The sequence below is a fragment of the Streptomyces sp. Tu 3180 genome (assembly GCF_009852415.1).
In the GTDB taxonomy this organism is placed as follows: Bacteria; Actinomycetota; Actinomycetes; order Streptomycetales; family Streptomycetaceae; genus Streptomyces.
The window spans coordinates 151,416-167,425 of sequence record NZ_WOXS01000002.1 but is presented as its reverse complement, the minus strand read 5'-3'; the positions used below and the strand labels follow the sequence as shown (position 1 = coordinate 167,425).

The following is a 16,010-nucleotide window of genomic DNA, read 5'->3' as shown; positions in this document are numbered from 1 at the left end:
AGGTCGCGGCGATGTGGTTGCAGGAGCGCAATGGCGGGCTGACGCCGCAGAAGGCGACGCCGAGGGCGGCACCCGTCTGGTCACCGTGTCGGGGCTGCGCGATGACGAACCGCCCACGGACGACGACGGGTTCGTGACGTACGTCAGGAAGAGGCTGCCGCATCCGCTCCTGCATCGGTGGCTGGACGAGGCCGAGCCCCTCTCGTCGGCGTTCGGCTACCGGCGGACCGCGAACATCCGCCGCCGCTACGACCTGCTCGGCCGCTGCCCGGCGGGATTCCTTGCCACCGGCGACGCCCTGTGCACGTTCAACCCGATCTACGGGCAGGGCATGGCTGTCGCCGCGATGAGCGCGGTCGTCCTGCGTGAGACCATGTCCGATCCGCGCCGGATCCCCACGACGCGGCGCGTGCAGAAAGCGCTCCTCGCGGCGTCCCGGCAGGCATGGGGCATCTCCGCCGGGTCGGACCGCTCGATGCCGGGCGCGGTGGGCAGTGCCCTGGCCTCCGGGCCGGCGGACCGCGTCGCCGGCTGGTACCTGCGGCGCGTCCTGGAGCGCTACCCCGGTGACCCGGTGGTGGGGACCGCCTTCCGCTCCGTACTGGGCCCCTGCGCACCCGTCACCAGCCTGTTCGCCCCCTCCGCGGCCCGTGCCGTCCTCCTCCGGCCGCCCATGCCGACGCCGGCCGAGCCGCCGACGTCACCGGAGGAACCCGGGGCCTGAGGAAGTGCGGCAGCTGATGGTCTGTCCGGCTGTCCGGCTGTCCGGCTGGGTGGGCGGTTGCAGTCTTCTGGGCCTGAGGGGGGACGGTCTGGGCTTGTCGAGGTGCCCGTGCACCGTGAAACGGGGCACGCCGAATCTGTCGGGGATCTGCTGGACGGTCTTCTCCCGCTCGTCGTCGTAGAGCCGCTGGACGAGCACGGCCTGGTCCGCGGTGAGCTCGGCCTGCGCCCGCCGTCTGTTCCGGCGGCGGATCCAACGCGTTCGGCGCGGGATTCCATCTCCACGCTCACGTCACTCCGCCCCGGTGGGCAGAACCCACGCCGAACCCTACGGTTCGCACGGGGTCGCCCATCTGATCAGAGAGGCTGGCGAGGTGCCGCGAGTACGTCCCTGAGTACCTTCTCGAGCGTGACGCGGGCCAGTTCGTGTCTCAGGGTCTCCTCGATGTCCTGGTAGATGCCCCGCATTGCCGGCTGGATGCCGTGACCCACCACGCATCCCTGGTCCGGGGTGGTGCGGTGCATCGCGAACAGCGGGCCGGGTTCCACTGCCTCGTACACGTCGAGCAGGGTGATCGACCCCAGCTCGCGCGCCAGCGACCAGCCCGCGCCCACGCCCCGCCGGGACTCCACGAGTCCGGCCCTGCGCAGCTCGCCGAGCAGCCGTCTGATCACCACGGGGTTGGTGTTCGCACTGGTCGCGATCTGCTCGGAGGTGGCGACCTCGTGGCCCTGGCGCTGGTAGAGGCCGATCCAGGCCAGCGCGTGGGCGGCGATGGTCAGCCTGCTGTTGGCGCTCATGATCCCTCCTCCCGGCCGCAACGCTCCATGTTACGACAGCGCAGTCGCAACAGTGAAGGTTGCGACAATCTGTCGTAACGGTTATTGTTACGACAGCCGGGAAGGGTCAATCAAGGACAAGCGCGGATCGTGAGCGTGTTGCGAACTCAAAGGAGAACAGGAATGGAAAGTAACGAAAAGAGAATCCGCGAGGCTTACCGGCTCGCGGAAGGGAACGTTCTCGACGGTGACGGTTTCCTGTCCTTGTTCACCGAGGACGGGTCGTTCAACGACATGTCGACCTCGCAGAGTTTCCGCGGAGAGCAGATTCCTCAGGTGATCGCGGGCCTCGCCCGCTCGTTCCCCGATGTACACCGTGAGCTGCTCGAGGTACATGCGTTCGGTGATGTCGTCGCCGTCGAGTTGCGAATCCAGGGCACGCATCTCGGAGGGTTTCCGACTCCGGTCGGCGAGATCCCACCGACCGGGAACCGGATCGACGTGCCGGCGGCGGACCTCTGGTACCTCCGTGACGGAAAGATCGAAAGGTTCAATTGCTACAACTCGATGAGCGTGTGGCTTGATCAAATCGGGGTCCACCCTGACTTCAAGTCCGCAGTCGAAGCCACCGAGGCAGCAGCCACGACGGCGTAACTCTGCCGGTCAGCGCCGAGTATGCGACAAGACACTCCCTTCTTCGGGCCGCATGCCCGGCGCTGCTTCTTGAATAAAGTCGTTGTTCGCACCCAACCGCCGACACGACCCGGCAGGCCGACTCATCGAGTATCAGCAGCCCTGGCCGGCAGGTAGGGCAACGACCCACATCGAGTGACGTTCTCCGGGCCCGCCTCCACGAGACACACGGCTGCGACGAGACCCCACCCCAAAGATCATCGAGGTACGCGGGGCCGGACTGCCCTTCCCCATGCCGCCGAGCCCTGCGCATCCGACGCTGACCGTGGCCGAGTTCCACGCGTGCGCGGACCGTGGAGGGCTCGGCCTGCCATGAGTCCGTGACGATCACGAGAACCGGCGCGGAGGCCGGCGTAAGAGACGGCACCACCCGCGCCCCTTGCTCCGCCCTTGGGCAGGACGACGACTCCCAGCTCGACGCCTTGCGGGCCACGGCATCCCGAGGGACAAGATCTTCAGCGAGAAGATCAGCACCCGCGTCCGCGGAGGGCCCAGTTCGAGGAGGCGCTCGTACGGCGCGGGAGGTCAAGGCCCACGCCCCCGCACTGCCGCGTCATCTTTACCGTGTACGAGATGAAGCGGCTCGGCCGCGACGCCGCCGAACTCACCGCGCTCGCCGACCACCTCACCGCCCACGGCCTGGTCCTGGAGATGCTCGCGGGCCCCTGCCCGGCATCTACGGCCCCACCGGCCCCGGCAAGCTGCTGTTCGCGTTCTTCGCGGCGATGGCGGAGACCGTACGGGAGAACATCCGGGAGTCGACGCTGGAGGGGCTCGACACCGCGGCCCGCAGGGGCAAGCACGGCGGCCGACCCCCGGTCATCACCGCCGACATGCTCCACACCGTGCTCCGCCGCCGCGCGGGCGGCGAGTCCGTCGAGCAGATCCAGCCCGACCTGATCATCCCCACCGGCAAGCGCAAGGGACAGAACCCCTCCGTCGCCAGCATCTACCGGGCGCTCGCCGAACACGCCAAACGCGAGGCGTACCCCGAAGCCGTCGAGGCCGCGCACGCCGACTTCGCCGCCCTGAAGGCCAGGGACGTTCCCGCCCCGCGTACGGCGGACCAGCTGGAGCCCACCCGGTACCTCGCGGTCCTCCAGTGCGAAGAGGGCGGCCCGGCCGTCACCGGCGAATGGACCGACGACGCTCCCGCCCTGCGCACGTACCGCGGCTGGGTCGGGCTGTACGGCAGCCAGGACAGCGTGGTCATCCGCCAAGGGGTAACCGTACGGCGCGGCCAGGGCTACAGCCTGCGCATCACAGTCGTGCCAGGAGTCCACCGCCAGCTACTCGCCCGTTGCCAACCGCTCGACGGCGGCCAGGGTGTCCCTACCGTCCCTGCCCAGCGCAAAGCCCGGCGCGAGTACGAGAACCGTGTCACCGGCCTCGGAGTTCCCGACTGAACAAGATCACCGGCTTAGCGTTAACCGCTGTACCGATGTTCCTACCGACGCTAATTGCATCGGATGCGAATAGGCGACACCCGTCCTGGAAGCGGGCTCAGAACCGCATGGACGCGGTCCCACCAGGGGCGCTGACCTCGGAGCCACGGTAGCGGTCTTGCTGGCGGATATCTGCGGGCCTCACTCCATCGAGCGATTGAACTGCGAAGACGCCTCCGAGTCGCATCCGATGCGAAATTTTCGCGTCAGATGCGATAGGCGGAGAGTGATGGCGGATGGGTGGGGACGGTCTCGTTCCAGGGTCTGCTCGGCTGCACCTGATCGACGGTCTGCCGTTGCTGCGGCCGGACGAGCAGGTCTTCGAGGCGATGGTCAAAGGCTGGCGCAACCAGCAGCTCGCCCGGAATCTCTCGCCGGGATACGTCGATGACCAGGAACGTACGGTCCGGGCCTTCACCAGGCATGCCAATGCGATGCCGTGGCAGTGGACGCCGCAGCACGTCGACGAATGGTCGGCCGATCTGCGGGCCGTGCACGGATGTGTCCGCTCCACCCTGCGCAACTACCAGGGCTCCGTGCGCCAGTTCTGCGATTTCCTGACCAACCCAGCCTACGGCTGGAGCGACGAGTGCCTGCGGCACTTCGGTCCCCCCCCAGTCCAGGTGGTCTACGACTGGAACGCTGCGACGCACGCCGACGAAGCCGAGGGCGAGCCGGAACGACGGGCCTTCACCCGGCCCGAGTTGGAAGCGTTCTTCGACCACGCCGACGAGGAGGTCCTGCGTGTTCGCGGCAAGGGGCACAAGGGCTGGCTGCCGGCCTTCCGGGACGCCACCTTGTTCAAGGTCGCGTACGCCTACGGCCTGCGACGCAACGAGACCCGGATGCTCGACCTCACCGACTTCGGCCGCAACCCAGAAGGCCGGGAGTTCGGTGAGTACGGCACCCTGCTGGTCCGCTACGGCAAGGCCAAGAAGGGGTCGCCACCGAAGCGCCGCAGCCTGCTGACCGTCTGGCACTGGACACCCGGCACGATCGAGGAATGGATCAGCGAGGTGCGGCCCGGGATGCGGCATCCGCCAAGCCGGGCCCTCTGGCCGTCCGAGCGAGGCCCGCGAATCGGGGTCAAGCGGCTGGACTCCCGCTTCGCCGCCTACCGGGACGCCGTTGGCCTGGACCCCGCGCTGGAGTTCCACTCGCTACGCAGGTCCTACATCACGCATCTGATCGAGGACGGCCACGACCCGCTGTTCGTCCAGCAGCAGGTCGGCCACGACCACGCATCCACCACGGCGATCTGCACGTGCGTCTCCTCCGACTTCCGCACCCGCTCCCTCCGACGCGTCCTGGACGCCACCATCGAGGCCGCTCTGCGGCCGGGAAGGACCTCCTGATGCCACGCCAGATCAGCTACCGGTGGCGCCTGCGCGAGCTGATGGCCGCCCGCGGCATGTTCACCGTCGGCGAGCTCATGCCGCACCTGGCCGAACGCGGCATCACCCTGTCCTCCTCCCAGGTTCACCGCCTGGTCTCCGGCACCCCGGAACGGCTGTCCCTGCCGGTACTGGCCGCCCTCTGCGACGTCCTCGGCTGCACGCCCACCGACCTGATCACCACCTCGGCCCAGAACCTCCCGGCCCGCCGAGCCGCCGACGAAGAAGATCCGATCAACCTAGCCGCCCGGCGCCCCACAAGGGTTTGACTGACGCCCGAGGGGTGAGCGGTGAGTCCGGAGGAGTACGAGCGGTGGATGATCCGCGACTGCGCATGCTGCGGCCGTCGGGCCTCGAAGTCCGCCGAGTGGTCAGACGGACCGATCTGCCGGACCTGCTACGAGCGGGCGATGCGAGTCCGCGGCCTCTGCCCCTGTTGCGACACCGATCGGCTGCTGCCGGGGCGAGACACCGGTGGCACACCGATCTGCCGGGACTGCGCGGGCATCGCCCGAGACTTCTTCTGTGATCGCTGCGGCTTCGAGGGACTCCTGCTCGGCGGACGTCTCTGCGAACGCTGCACCCTCGCCGACACGCTCGTCCGCCTCCTCGACGACGGCACTGGTCGTGTCGCCCCGGATTTCCTGCCTCTGGTCAAGATCCTGCTGGATATGGGCAGGCCCAAGAGCCGACTGATCTGGCTTCGCAACCCCAACGTCGTCCGTCTCCTCCAGGGCCTGGCCACCGGCAGCATCCCGCTCACCCACGAGGGGCTGCACCAGGAAACCCCCTGGCGGACTGTCGCTCACCTGCGTGACCTGCTGATGGACAGCGGCGTCCTCCCGCGAGTTGACCGGCAGCTCATCCTCTACCAGCGGTGGCTGACCGAACGGCTCGCCGTCATCGAGGAGCCCGAACACCGTCAGCTTCTCCGGCACTTCGCCACGTGGCACCAGATGAGGCGCCTGCGGGCCAAGGCGGAGAAGGGACCGCTGGGACGCTCCCAGACCAACCACACCAAGCAGGAGGTCACCCAGGCCGGTGCCTTCCTCGCATGGCTCGCCGACCGAGGACGCGCCATCGGACAGTGCCAGCAGGCCGACATCGACGCCTGGCACACCGAGAGCCTGGCCACCCGCCGTCCGTCCCAGTCATTCCTGCGGTGGTGCATGAAGACCGGCCGGATGCCCCGCCTCGCGCTGCCGCCCGCCGTCATCACCCAGGACCCGGAACCGCTGCACCAGCACCGCCGGCTCGCGATGCTCCGCCGGGTCCTCAACGACGACTCCCTGCCAATGCGGGCCAGGGTCGCCGCCGCCCTCGTTCTCCTCTACGCGCAACCCGTCAGCCGCATCGTTCGCCTCACCATCGACGACGTCACCGACGACGAGACGACCGTCACCGTCCAGTTGGGCGACCCGCCGTCCCCGCTGCCGGAGCCCGTCGCCGTTCTGATGCGGCCCTACATCCAGTCCCGTCAGCACCCGCCCTATGCCAGCAGCAGGAGCTCGCAGTGGCTCTTCCCTGGCCGTCAGCCCGGACAGCCGATGAATCCGGTCAGCCTCCAGGTTCATCTGCGTGAGATCGGCGTCCCGCCGCAGCGCGGCAGGACCTCAGCCATTCGGCAGCTCGTCCTCCAGGCCCCGGTTCCCGTCATCGCGAAGGCGCTCGGTTACCACGACAAGACAGCCACTCGCTTGGTCACCGAAGCCGGAGGAACATGGAGCCGATACGCCCCCGGCGACCACCAGCGATGAAGCGCGGTACTTACGCTGGGTCCGCTGAGCCGCGTTTGTCCTCAACATGGACGACGTGAAGCTCGGTGCCGTCCCGGTGGCGCTTGGAACGTCCGAACAGCCCCACAGCGATCTGCGACTGGTCCTGAGGCTCATCGGGGCCGACATAGGTAAGGACGTCGTTGTGATGCCCGGTGACGACCCATCCCTCGACGTCCTTGAGGTCGATCACCCCAAAGTCTCCTGCCGAAGATCCGGCATGCGCCGGGCCGAACTTCTTCAGGAGGTCGGTTGCCTGTTCAGCAAGCTCCCCTTCCGGAGCGGTCAGCACGACACAAGTGCCATGCTCAAACAGCACCCACGACTTGCGAGGGTCGGCGAGAAGCCGCTGCCAGACGTCTATCACTATCTCGGTGTTCACGCCGGTCATCATGCCGCAGGGCACCGACACAGGGTGACGATCGGTCTACGGCTACGGCGAATGCGCGACTCTTGAACATGTGGGCCTACCAGTCCCGAGGCCGGACCCCCACTCACCCGGCCGTCTGGCAACACTCACCGGGCGCCCAACACCCCAGCTCGCACGGGCACTGCCCGCGCTCGCAGACTTCCTCAACCCCGGCGGTCCCGGGCAGCGAACAGAACAGCTGATCAGCCGCCCCTGCCGCTGCTGCGCGGCCCGCCGCAGTCCCACCGCTTCCGTGGTCATCACCCTCTCGCCCGCCCACGTCCACCTCCGCCCACGACATCAGTTCTGGACCCGCTCCACGCACGACGTCCCGCTCGACGTTTTGCCGGAAGTCCTCAAAGCCCAGCAACGACTCGACCAACTCGCCCGCCGTCACCGGCAGATCAAACAAGCCCTCGACCTGGCACGGACCATCGTCGAGGAGTGGTCCGCCTCCGGAATGCCGATCGACCTCGGGAAGGAGTGGACCGATCGTCTCGACCGGGTCGAAGCACTCGCTGTCAGCAAGAAGATCTCAGCTGAGGACCGAAGCCGCCTCGCGACGTTCCCCGAGATCGTGGCGCTGACGCACCTGATCCTCGGCCCGCCCACAACCGCCCTCGCCCCCAAAGAGCTCTACCTGGCGACGACCGCCGAGCTGAGCCGACGATTCGCGCGGATGCACACCACCCTCGGAACCCAGGACCCCCTCTACCGACGCTTCTGCATTCACCGCGAACGAGACTTCCCGGAGGCAGCAGGCCAAAGGACTGGCCGACGGGTCCTCTGACTGGCCTCGCCAGCTCAGGGAAACGGTCTGTCAAGCTGCTTCGGTGTTCGAATATCGCCTCTGGCTTGCCGCAGTCCCGGAACCCCTACCTGAAGCCGAAGCCCGCATCTACTGGAACCTGAAGGATCTCCCCACTCCGACCCTCGACAGAGCGTTGAACCAAGCGGACTACGCCTACGTCGGCTCCTGGCAGGACAGGCATCTGGCAGAAGTACCCCAGTCTGGCCGCTGCCCTGCTGTCCGAATCTTCGACTGGCTGTTCTGTCGGGGGACCATCGACTGCTACCAAGCACCGATCCTGGACGCTCAACTGCGGGACGAATTGATTGGGCTCTATCAGCCCCGGCCGGATGACCTGCCCGCGGAGTCCACCGATGCGGACGAGATCGCCACATTCCTCACGGCGCACCTCGGCTGGAGCCTGCTGCCTGAGGAAGCGCCACCACCAACCACGGCACCGTCTCCGGGCGACTACGGGCAGCCTGGCTGAGGAGCAGGACGGCTAGGGTGACACCCTCACCACCAAGTCTTCCGCGAAAGCCATGTGGTTTGAGATTGCAGCGGGGCAACGTTCTCAAACGACATGGCATGCCAACAGGTCAAAGGCCATCTACTCGCTAGATGAACTGCGACAGGACACCGGTCACCGTGAACGAGCCGCCGCCGTCGCCGGTGGCCACCGGGACGGTGAAGTAGCGCACCGAGGCGTCGGCGTACTGCGCAGCCACCGTCGCCCACCACCGGCCGGGTCCGTGCTGCGCACTGCGCACCGTGGTCACCGACTCCAGCCGCGCGTGTGCATCGTGCGCATCGGCGGCCTGGTCGGGCAGCTCGACGTCCGGCGCCAGCCACTGCACAAGCCGGGCCTGCGCAGTGGCGTCATCGTCGGCGCTGCTGCGCAACCACGCACCGATGAACAGCTGCGCATAGCCGGACGGGTCGGCCGCGGCCGCCGTGGTGCGTACCGCGGTGGGCTCAGCCTTCGGGGCGGCCGCGACCGCGGCCGGGCCGGAGACCACCGCCACGCCCAGGGCGACGGGCCCGGCCGCGGTCGCGGTGAACAGGGCCAGGCGCGACAGGCGTACGTGGCGGTGCGTCTTCTCCAGCCGGACGCCCGCGGCCGCCACAGCCACTGCTTCGGGTCCGGTGGCCTGCTTGCCAGGAGGCATGGTCAAACTCCCAGGTCATCAACGTGTACGTGCTGACCTCGAGAGAACCCGCCGACCCCGACCAGACCACCGACCATGAGACCCCGACCACGGCCCCGGACACGGCCGGGCACGCCCGAGCTCGCCGCCGGGCAGGGGAGTTGGCCACCGCAGGCCGAACGGCTGCGCACAGAGCGAGACCGCCGACGGACCGAACGCGCTCTCAGGAGTCGGCAGGGCAGGTCGGTTGCGCAGGCTCTGCCGGTTGCGCAGCCTCACGGCGGACTTGCGCATCCTGATGTGCGCAATCGGCTGCGCACGCCGATTGCGCAGGACCCTACTGTCATTGCGCAGGAGTGAGCCTCCGCCAATCTGAAAATCGTTGGTCAGCAGGGCTGGTGCGACCGCGTTCCGGGGTGCTCGCGCTGGTCGTGGGCGGGAGTCCACGGAGAAGATCGTCCGTCAACGGTTGACTTCGAGGTTCGTCAGGACGAGCAGGGCGCGCAGGAGGCGGGTGGCGCGGGCGGGGTCGGTGCGGAGTTTGGTGAGGGTCCGCCAGTTCTTGAGGTGGGCGGAGTCGTGCTCGACCGGTGCGCGTCCGACGGCGAGGACGCGGTCGGCTTCCTTCTCGCCCAGGGTGAGCTTGTGGGTGCGGCTGGCGGCGTAACCGGTGACGATCACGGGGTCGAGCATGTCGTTGTCCAGGCCGCGGAAGCCGAGGTGCGCGAGCGCCCCCGAGACCGGCGGTGCGCAGGTGGGCCAGGATGTGGTCGTGGCGGGCGGCGGTGTTGTCGTGGGTGCGGCCGGGCCGGGCGGCGGATATCCAGATCAGGCGGCCCTTTTCGTCGGTGAGGGCGAGGAAGTGCAGGCCGTGGCTGCGGTGCTTGCCGGAGTAGTTCCGCCGGTCGGCCTTGCCAGTGCGACGCTGGGGGCGGATGAGGGTGCCGTCGATCAGGACCACCTCCCCACCCTGCTTCGCGACCTTCTTCAAGGCGCGATCCAGGCACGGCGCCTGGGCGGCGAGCAGCCCGATAAGTTCGTCGCGCCAGCGGCGGACGGTGGACTCGGACACATCGTTTCCGCCGGCCATGTCGGCCAGGCGCTGGCCGTGGCGCAGCACGGCCAGGACGGTCACCGCGATCTCCCCCGGCGGCAGGATCCGCCGCCGGTGCCGGATCGCCTTCAGATGGCGCCGCAGCAGGTCGGCGAGGTGGTTGACGGTGCGCGTGGACAGCGGCAGACGGCACTGACGGTCAAGCGGGCAGGTGCCCTCGGCATACTCTTTGGTTTTCGTCACACAACTCCAACGGCCGCCGGGAGCAACGGGGTTACTCGCACCGCACCACTCCGGGCTGCTCTTGACGGGCTCGCCCCGAGGGCCGACGCCAGTCAGCAGGTCCGTGGGGTGTCGCGGTCCTGATCGGCCGAGTGGAACAGTTCGATGACACGTTCCTCGTACCGGACGCGGGCCGGGGAGAAGCCGTACGGCATCTTGCCGATGGCCTCCATCACGCTCATCCTCGCCCCGTCTTCTTCCTCGCCGACGTGCTCATCCTCCTGGTCCAGGAGGCCGTCGAGGGCCTCGTCCAGGCCGGATCCTTCGATGGCGGCTGCCAGGGCGGTCTCGTGATCACATCGCTGGGCGGCCAGGTCTTCGATGCGAGGGTCGTCGGGGGACAGGGTGTCGTCCAGGGCCGCCTCGGCCTCGGCCAGGCGGTCTTCCTCGGCCCGCAGCTCGGGGTGGGTGGCCAGGACGATGAACCGGTCGGCCTGGATAGCGGCGCCCAGAGGGCCGAAGATGCGCTCCGTGACCAGGAGGGTATCGAGGTCGGCGGAGCGCAGGGCTCCGGGCGGTAGATCGCACAGGCGGCCAGTGACCAGCGGTGAGAGCAGGCCCAGAGGGCTGCCCACCTCACGGAGGCGGTGCACGGCGGCCCGCTGGGCTTCGACGGCGGCCGCCTTGGAAGCGAGGGACTCCTCCAGCCGGGCCAGGGACTGCTCGATGCCGGTGGTGCCCTTAAAGGCGGCCCGGATGTCGTCCAGGGAGATACCCGCATCGGCCATCTTGCGGATCCACAGCAGGCGGATCATGTCGTCGTATCCGTAACGGCGGCGGTCGTCGCTGCCGCGTTCCGGTTCGGCGAGGAGCCCGATAGCGTGGTAGTGGCGGATGGCGCGGGGTGTGGTCCCGGCGAACGCGGCGGCATCGCCGATCTTGACCCGGCGGGGAATCACAGGAAGGGGCATGCGAGGGAACCTCTCTATGTCGTGCTCGCCGCCTACTGGACCACATGCCGCTACGGCACATGCAAACCCCGCTGCCGTAGGCGCGCCCCGCGTCCCCGCACCATCAAGGGTCGTACGGATCGCTGCACGGGCAGAGAAAACGTCCCGGATAAGCAGACTTGGGAACAGAGCAGGGGTGGGGAATTCAGTCAATGAGCGTTTTCAGTGTTGCCTCTCCAGGGTGAGGGCGGCTTTGGCGATTGACGTCATGCGGTTGGGGCTGCATCGGGACCTGCGGAAGATCCGCCAGGACTTCAAGCGGGCGACGCCGCGTTCGGCTCGTGCCCGTGCCGCGGCCAGGGCTCGGTTGGCGGTCTTCTCGGTGCGGGTGAGTTCCTGCAGGGGCCTGCGTTTGATGCCCGTGGTCAGCCAGGGACCGCCGCCCTGGTAGGCGAGATCAGCCAGGACGGGGACGCCCTGGCGCTCGCAGATGCGGATGATCCGGTGGGTGCGGGCGGCGGTCAGGTCGTGAGCCCGGCCCGGCAGCGCGGGCGAGAGCCACAGCAGTTGGCTGTCCGGGGCGGTGACAACCTGCACGTGCACGCCGTACCGGCGGTGCTTGTGGAAGTAGTCGGCCCGTCCGTCACCGCCCCGGTCGCACTCGGCGAGCGTGCCATCCAGCAGAACGAGGTCGGGGTCGCGCGCCGTACAGCATGAGCGTCATGTCGTACGAGAACCGCTTGGCCTGCCAGACGCGGCGCAGGCAGGTCGCGGAGTAGGCGTCGAGCAGCTCGGCGGAGCCGGTTTCGGTGCGGTGGGCCAGGGCCCGCGCGAAGGTGACCACGTCGCCGACGGCGAGGTTGAGGCCCTTGGCGCCGGTGGGCGGCACGATGTGTGCGGCGTCACCGGCGAGGAAGAGGCGGCCGTGCCGCATGGGCTCGGGGACGTGGAAGCGGCGTCCCGTGATCACGACAGGAGTGTCATGACACCGTAACCGCGCTTCCCAGGGGGTCGCCGCACCGTTCAGGATGGTGAGCGACAAGGCAGAGACCAGCCGGAATGACCAGTCCGGCCCGGCCACATCACCATCAGCAGGGGGAGTCCCACTATGCTTCGCACGCACCGCCGCAAGTCCGTCCTCGCCGCCGCGGCCCTGGTGGCCACGACGATGCTGCTGACCGCCTGTCAGGGAGAGGACACGGAGGACGGCGGCAAGTCGACCGGGGCCACGGCCTCGGACTCGGCCGCCAAGGGGAAGTCCGACGACGGCGGGAGCGGCACCGGTGCCGGCAGCGAGTCCCCGTCGGGCGAGAAGGGCTCGAAGAGCGGCATGGTGTCGGGCAAGTGGGTCGGCACGGTCTCCTACCTCGCCCCCGGCAAGTACACCGTCACGGACGCGAACAACGCGGAGCAGGCGTTCTTCACCTCCGAGGACACCGACATCGAGGGCGCGGGCAAGATCTGCGGTGACGCGGACGGCCAGGCCGCCACGCCGTGCACCGAGGAGGAGCTCGAAGCCGCGGCCAAGAAGGGGTTCGTAGCGACGGTCGACGTCAAGGACGGAGTGGCTGTCAGCATCATCGAGGACCACACCGACAGCGGCACCGGTACCGGCGGCGGCAACGGTATGGGCGAGGGCGAGAGGTCGGGGCTCTTCTCCGGCACGCTCGGGTACATGGCCCCGGGCAAGTACTCCCTCAGCCGCGACGGTAACGAGCGCGCGTTCTTCACCGCCACCGACACCGTCATCAACGGTGCCGGCTGGATCTGCGGTGACGCGGAGACCGTCACGCCCTGCACCGAGGAAGACCTCGAAGCCGCGGCCAAGAAGGGCAGCGTCGCTGTCGCCGTCCAGGTCAAGGACGGGGTCGCCGTCACCATTGACGAGGAGCACAACTGATCGCGGACCCGAGCGGGGCAACGGGTCGACGTGCTCTCCACGACGGCACCTTCCATGAACTCCGAATTTCACGTCCCGCCCGACGGGAACGCGGCCCGTCCTTCCCGTTCACAGATCCGGTGCCGTCCCTGATTCCTTCGGCTCTTCTTTACTGAGCGTTTTCAGAGTGCCCACCGATGGGGTGACGGCGGGGTGGGCGCAACGCACGAGGCACCTGTGCCGTTGATGGAGATGTTCGACGTCTCGACTCATCAGCGCGGGTGCCTCGTTGGTCTCCTGTCCTGCCGCGCCGACCTGCCTCACGCCCTGGTCGAGTGAGTCTCAATGATGGTGTCAAGCCGATTGGGGGGGTGGGGCGGAGGTGTAGGGCCTCTTGTCACGAAGCATGGCCCATAGGACGTCGACTCGGCGGCGTGCGAGGGCGAGCAGTGCCTGGACATGGATCAGTCCTTCGGCGCGTTTCTTGAGGTAGCAATCTCGGGAGGGTCCCGGGCGCATCATGGCGGTCTGGGCAGCCATGTAGAGGACGTGTCGCAGGCGGTGGTGGTAGCGCTTGGGCCAGTGGTGGTTACCGGTCCGGCGGCCGGAGTCGCGCGACACCGGGGCCAGTCCGGCGTGGGCGGCCAGGCGGCCGGCTTCTGCGTAGTTGGACAGGTCTCCGACGATGGCGAGGAACTCGTGTGTCGCTCGAGAATACGATTTGATGCTGTGAGCTGCGGTGAGGCTGTTCGGTCAAGCGGTTCTCCGGTACTGGTTGATCAGGCCGCCGAGGAGGGGTTGTCGTCGGATTCGCTGGCCATGGAGGTCGGTGACGTTGGCTGGAGCGGGCGGTTTGGTACTGTCCGGAGGCAGTTGCCGCCGGGACTGGTGGGGGCGGTGCTGGTTGTAGTGCCGGATGTATTCGGCCAGGACCGCCTTGGCATGGGCCTCGTTGTAGATCAGGATCCGGTCGAGGAGTTCGCGCCGGAGGGTGCCCACCGCTCTCTCGCAGATCGCGTTCGCTCTCGGTGCCCGCGGCGGGCTGAGCAGGATCTGCACGTCGTCGGCCTGGAAGACGGCATCGAAGGCGTCGGTGTACTTCGCATCCCGGTCCCGCAGCAGAAAGCGCAGCGAGTCCATTCGGCACCCCAACGTCATGGCGAAATTCCTCGCCTGCTGGACGGTCCACTGCGCGGTGGGGTGGACGGTGACGCCGGCGAGGTGGAGTCGGCGAGTGCCGTGCTCGATGAAGACCAGGGCGTACAGGCGCTCCAGCGCCACGGTGTCGAGGTGTAGGAAGTCGGCGGCGATGATGCCGTGGGCCTGGGTGGTGAGGAACTGGCGCCAGGTAGGGCCGGAGCGATGCGGGGCGGGGTCAACTCCCGCGGACTGCAGGATCCCCCATACGGTGGACGGGGCGATGGAGTAGCCGAGGCGGGCGAGCTCGCCCTGTATGCGGCGGTGGCCCCAGGTGCTGTTCTCGCGCGCCAGACGGAGGATGAGCCGCTTGACGGTGGGCGCAGTCGGGGGTCGTCCCGGGTGGCGGCGCTCGGTGCATGTCCACTTCCGGGAGACCAGGCGTCGGTGCCAGGCCAGCAGCGTGGTCGGCGTGACCGCGAAGACCTGACTCCAGCGCTCCCGCGGGATCAGCCGGGAAAGGACAGCCAGCCAGACCCGGTCGGCGGACTCATAACGGACCCGAGCGATCTGGCGGCGCAGCACTGCGTTCTCGTGCCGCAGCGCCAGCACCTCCGCGTCCTTGGCCACCCGGCCGCGCAGCACGGCAGCGGGCACCTTGATCAGATTCCGGACCAGCGCGGCGACGATCGACAGCGGCATCGAAAGATCATCCCAGGCGCCGCGGAGGCCGTTGCCCCACACAAAGAAGCTGCAGGCCAAACTCAGAATCGTATTTCCGAGCGGGACAAGTTCTGCGAGAGCCCCGGAGTGAGCAGCTGCCAGCAGGACGAAGGTGCCCGTGCCCCGACCTCGGGGTACGGGCACCTTCGTGCGATCGACGGGCCGGTCAGCCCAGGCTGAACTGCTGGTGGGGTGCGTCGCCGCCGGGCCACTGCACGAGCGCGGCCCCGTTGTCGGTGCTCTCGCCCGTGACAGACAGGAACTGGCCGCTGTGGCGGTTCTGCAGAGCGAAGTAGCCGTTGTCCTTCTGCACTAGGCGCCATTCCTGATGCGGCCCGCTCACCTGACCCCACTGGATGACCTTGGCTCCGTTGGCGGTGCTCTCGCCCTCCACCGACAGGGCTTTGCCGCTGTGGACGGCGCGCACCACGTAGTAGCCGCCGGTGGTGGCCTCCAGGTTCCACTTCTGGTGCTCACCGCCCTGGAACGGCCATTGGACGACGGCGGTGCCGTCGTCCTTCTTCTCGCCGTGGACCGAGACGGCCTTATCGCTGTGCCGGGTGATCAGCGCGGCGGTGAACACAGCAGGCATGGGACTCGCTTCCTCGCGCAGTCCGCTGCCGGTGTCGACAGCGGACCTGGATGGACGGACCGGCACCAAGGTGCCTGTAGTCCATACGCGGTTGTGCGGGAACAGAGCCAAACCACCCGTCCGAAGGAATCCTCAAGACAGTCCGCGAGCGGGGCCCTGAAACGCTGCTGCGCTCCCGCATGGACTTCCTGCTCCTGCTGCGCCGAGGCTGGGGGCCGCGAGCTCAAGCTCAGAGGCTACGAGGTTCTCCGGTCTGGCCACGACGGTGTCAGGAACACGGAACGTGCCAGGCTCCT

15 protein-coding genes and 5 pseudogenes are annotated in these 16,010 nt (G+C 68.2%); 9 read left to right on the top strand and 11 right to left on the bottom strand.

Features of this window, described 5'->3' with window-relative positions:
- Positions 1-61: 61 nt before the first annotated feature.
- Positions 62-724, top strand: a pseudogene (locus tag GL259_RS01965) (monooxygenase); the annotation flags it as partial.
- A 356-nt stretch (positions 725-1,080) separates the two neighbouring features.
- Here GL259_RS01965 and GL259_RS01960 read toward each other — a convergent pair.
- Entirely contained in the window at positions 1,081-1,524 is a 444-nt protein-coding gene (locus tag GL259_RS01960) for an Rrf2 family transcriptional regulator (RefSeq protein WP_159528647.1), read from the bottom strand.
- Positions 1,525-1,686: 162 nt separating this feature from the next.
- Between GL259_RS01960 and GL259_RS01955 the strand changes: the two genes are divergently transcribed.
- From GL259_RS01955 to GL259_RS01930, 5 genes are all read left to right on the top strand, one after another.
- Entirely contained in the window at positions 1,687-2,157 is a 471-nt protein-coding gene (locus GL259_RS01955) for a nuclear transport factor 2 family protein (protein ID WP_159528645.1), read from the top strand.
- Between the two features lie 764 nt (positions 2,158-2,921).
- Positions 2,922-3,602, top strand: a complete 681-nt coding sequence (locus GL259_RS38305; RefSeq protein ID WP_243762194.1) for a hypothetical protein — start codon at positions 2,922-2,924, stop codon at positions 3,600-3,602.
- A 275-nt stretch (positions 3,603-3,877) separates the two neighbouring features.
- On the top strand, positions 3,878-4,996 hold the full coding sequence (locus GL259_RS01940; protein ID WP_159528643.1) for a site-specific integrase: 1,119 nt from the start codon (positions 3,878-3,880) through the stop codon (positions 4,994-4,996).
- Positions 4,996-5,304: a helix-turn-helix transcriptional regulator gene (locus tag GL259_RS01935; protein WP_159528641.1), complete on the top strand. Its 309-nt coding sequence runs from the start codon at positions 4,996-4,998 to the stop codon at positions 5,302-5,304. The genes GL259_RS01940 and GL259_RS01935 overlap by 1 nt, the downstream gene beginning before the upstream one ends.
- Before the next feature lie 21 nt (positions 5,305-5,325).
- Entirely contained in the window at positions 5,326-6,792 is a 1,467-nt protein-coding gene (locus GL259_RS01930; protein WP_243762193.1) for a site-specific integrase, read from the top strand.
- A 10-nt stretch (positions 6,793-6,802) separates the two neighbouring features.
- Here GL259_RS01930 and GL259_RS01925 read toward each other — a convergent pair whose 3' ends face one another.
- The gene (locus GL259_RS01925) at positions 6,803-7,204 is read right to left on the bottom strand and encodes a hypothetical protein (protein WP_208026591.1); all 402 of its coding nucleotides are present in this window, start codon (positions 7,202-7,204) and stop codon (positions 6,803-6,805) included.
- Positions 7,205-7,472: 268 nt separating this feature from the next.
- Here GL259_RS01925 and GL259_RS01920 point away from each other — a divergent pair, with 268 nt between their 5' ends.
- Both GL259_RS01920 and GL259_RS01915 read left to right on the top strand, forming a co-directional pair.
- Entirely contained in the window at positions 7,473-8,009 is a 537-nt protein-coding gene (locus tag GL259_RS01920; protein WP_159528639.1) for a hypothetical protein, read from the top strand.
- A gap of 43 nt (positions 8,010-8,052) precedes the next feature.
- A complete protein-coding gene (locus GL259_RS01915; protein ID WP_159528637.1) occupies positions 8,053-8,499 on the top strand; it encodes a hypothetical protein in 447 nt (148 codons plus the stop codon).
- A gap of 127 nt (positions 8,500-8,626) precedes the next feature.
- On the opposite strand, the gene GL259_RS01910 is transcribed toward GL259_RS01915, so the two are convergent.
- The 6 genes and pseudogenes from GL259_RS01910 to GL259_RS01890 form a co-directional block, all read right to left on the bottom strand.
- On the bottom strand, positions 8,627-9,178 hold the full coding sequence (locus GL259_RS01910; protein WP_347814605.1) for a hypothetical protein: 552 nt from the start codon (positions 9,176-9,178) through the stop codon (positions 8,627-8,629).
- 441 nt (positions 9,179-9,619) lie between these two features.
- A complete protein-coding gene (locus GL259_RS38300) occupies positions 9,620-9,850 on the bottom strand; it encodes a hypothetical protein (protein ID WP_243762183.1) in 231 nt (76 codons plus the stop codon).
- A 115-nt stretch (positions 9,851-9,965) separates the two neighbouring features.
- Positions 9,966-10,247, bottom strand: a pseudogene (locus GL259_RS38295) (IS5/IS1182 family transposase); the annotation flags it as partial.
- A gap of 299 nt (positions 10,248-10,546) precedes the next feature.
- Entirely contained in the window at positions 10,547-11,404 is an 858-nt protein-coding gene (locus GL259_RS01900) for a MerR family transcriptional regulator (RefSeq protein ID WP_159528635.1), read from the bottom strand.
- 201 nt (positions 11,405-11,605) lie between these two features.
- Positions 11,606-12,082: pseudogene (locus tag GL259_RS01895) on the bottom strand (transposase family protein); the annotation flags it as partial.
- Between the two features lie 7 nt (positions 12,083-12,089).
- Positions 12,090-12,332 (bottom strand): annotated as a pseudogene (locus tag GL259_RS01890) (FAD-dependent monooxygenase); the annotation flags it as partial.
- Positions 12,333-12,491: 159 nt separating this feature from the next.
- Here GL259_RS01890 and GL259_RS01885 point away from each other — a divergent pair.
- Complete coding sequence (locus tag GL259_RS01885) at positions 12,492-13,283, top strand: hypothetical protein (protein ID WP_159528633.1); 792 nt, start codon at positions 12,492-12,494, stop codon at positions 13,281-13,283.
- A 333-nt stretch (positions 13,284-13,616) separates the two neighbouring features.
- On the opposite strand, the pseudogene GL259_RS01880 reads toward GL259_RS01885, so the two are convergent.
- The 3 genes and pseudogenes from GL259_RS01880 to GL259_RS01870 form a co-directional block, all read right to left on the bottom strand.
- Positions 13,617-13,961: pseudogene (locus GL259_RS01880) on the bottom strand (transposase); the annotation flags it as partial.
- A 54-nt stretch (positions 13,962-14,015) separates the two neighbouring features.
- Complete coding sequence (locus GL259_RS01875) at positions 14,016-15,101, bottom strand: integrase core domain-containing protein (protein ID WP_159538288.1); 1,086 nt, start codon at positions 15,099-15,101, stop codon at positions 14,016-14,018.
- A 187-nt stretch (positions 15,102-15,288) separates the two neighbouring features.
- Positions 15,289-15,714 carry an RICIN domain-containing protein gene (locus tag GL259_RS01870; RefSeq protein ID WP_159528631.1) on the bottom strand — a complete coding sequence of 142 codons (426 nt, stop codon included), beginning with the start codon at positions 15,712-15,714 and terminating at the stop codon, positions 15,289-15,291.
- Positions 15,715-16,010 lie beyond the last annotated feature (296 nt).

Excerpts from the sequence above, each read along its gene's own strand:
- GL259_RS38305 (WP_243762194.1), top strand. The coding sequence starts at position 2,922 with ATGGCGGAGACCGTACGGGAGAACATCCGGGAGTCGACGCTGGAGGGG.
- GL259_RS01870 (WP_159528631.1), bottom strand. The coding sequence starts at position 15,714 with ATGCCTGCTGTGTTCACCGCCGCGCTGATCACCCGGCACAGCGATAAG.
- GL259_RS01955 (WP_159528645.1), top strand. The coding sequence starts at position 1,687 with ATGGAAAGTAACGAAAAGAGAATCCGCGAGGCTTACCGGCTCGCGGAA.
- GL259_RS38300 (WP_243762183.1), bottom strand. The coding sequence starts at position 9,850 with ATGCTCGACCCCGTGATCGTCACCGGTTACGCCGCCAGCCGCACCCAC.
- GL259_RS01910 (WP_347814605.1), bottom strand. The coding sequence starts at position 9,178 with ATGCCTCCTGGCAAGCAGGCCACCGGACCCGAAGCAGTGGCTGTGGCG.
- GL259_RS01875 (WP_159538288.1), bottom strand. The coding sequence starts at position 15,101 with ATGCCGCTGTCGATCGTCGCCGCGCTGGTCCGGAATCTGATCAAGGTG.
- GL259_RS01925 (WP_208026591.1), bottom strand. The coding sequence starts at position 7,204 with ATGATGACCGGCGTGAACACCGAGATAGTGATAGACGTCTGGCAGCGG.
- GL259_RS01960 (WP_159528647.1), bottom strand. The coding sequence starts at position 1,524 with ATGAGCGCCAACAGCAGGCTGACCATCGCCGCCCACGCGCTGGCCTGG.
- GL259_RS01935 (WP_159528641.1), top strand. The coding sequence starts at position 4,996 with ATGCCACGCCAGATCAGCTACCGGTGGCGCCTGCGCGAGCTGATGGCC.
- GL259_RS01940 (WP_159528643.1), top strand. The coding sequence starts at position 3,878 with ATGGGTGGGGACGGTCTCGTTCCAGGGTCTGCTCGGCTGCACCTGATC.
- GL259_RS01885 (WP_159528633.1), top strand. The coding sequence starts at position 12,492 with ATGCTTCGCACGCACCGCCGCAAGTCCGTCCTCGCCGCCGCGGCCCTG.
- GL259_RS01900 (WP_159528635.1), bottom strand. The coding sequence starts at position 11,404 with ATGCCCCTTCCTGTGATTCCCCGCCGGGTCAAGATCGGCGATGCCGCC.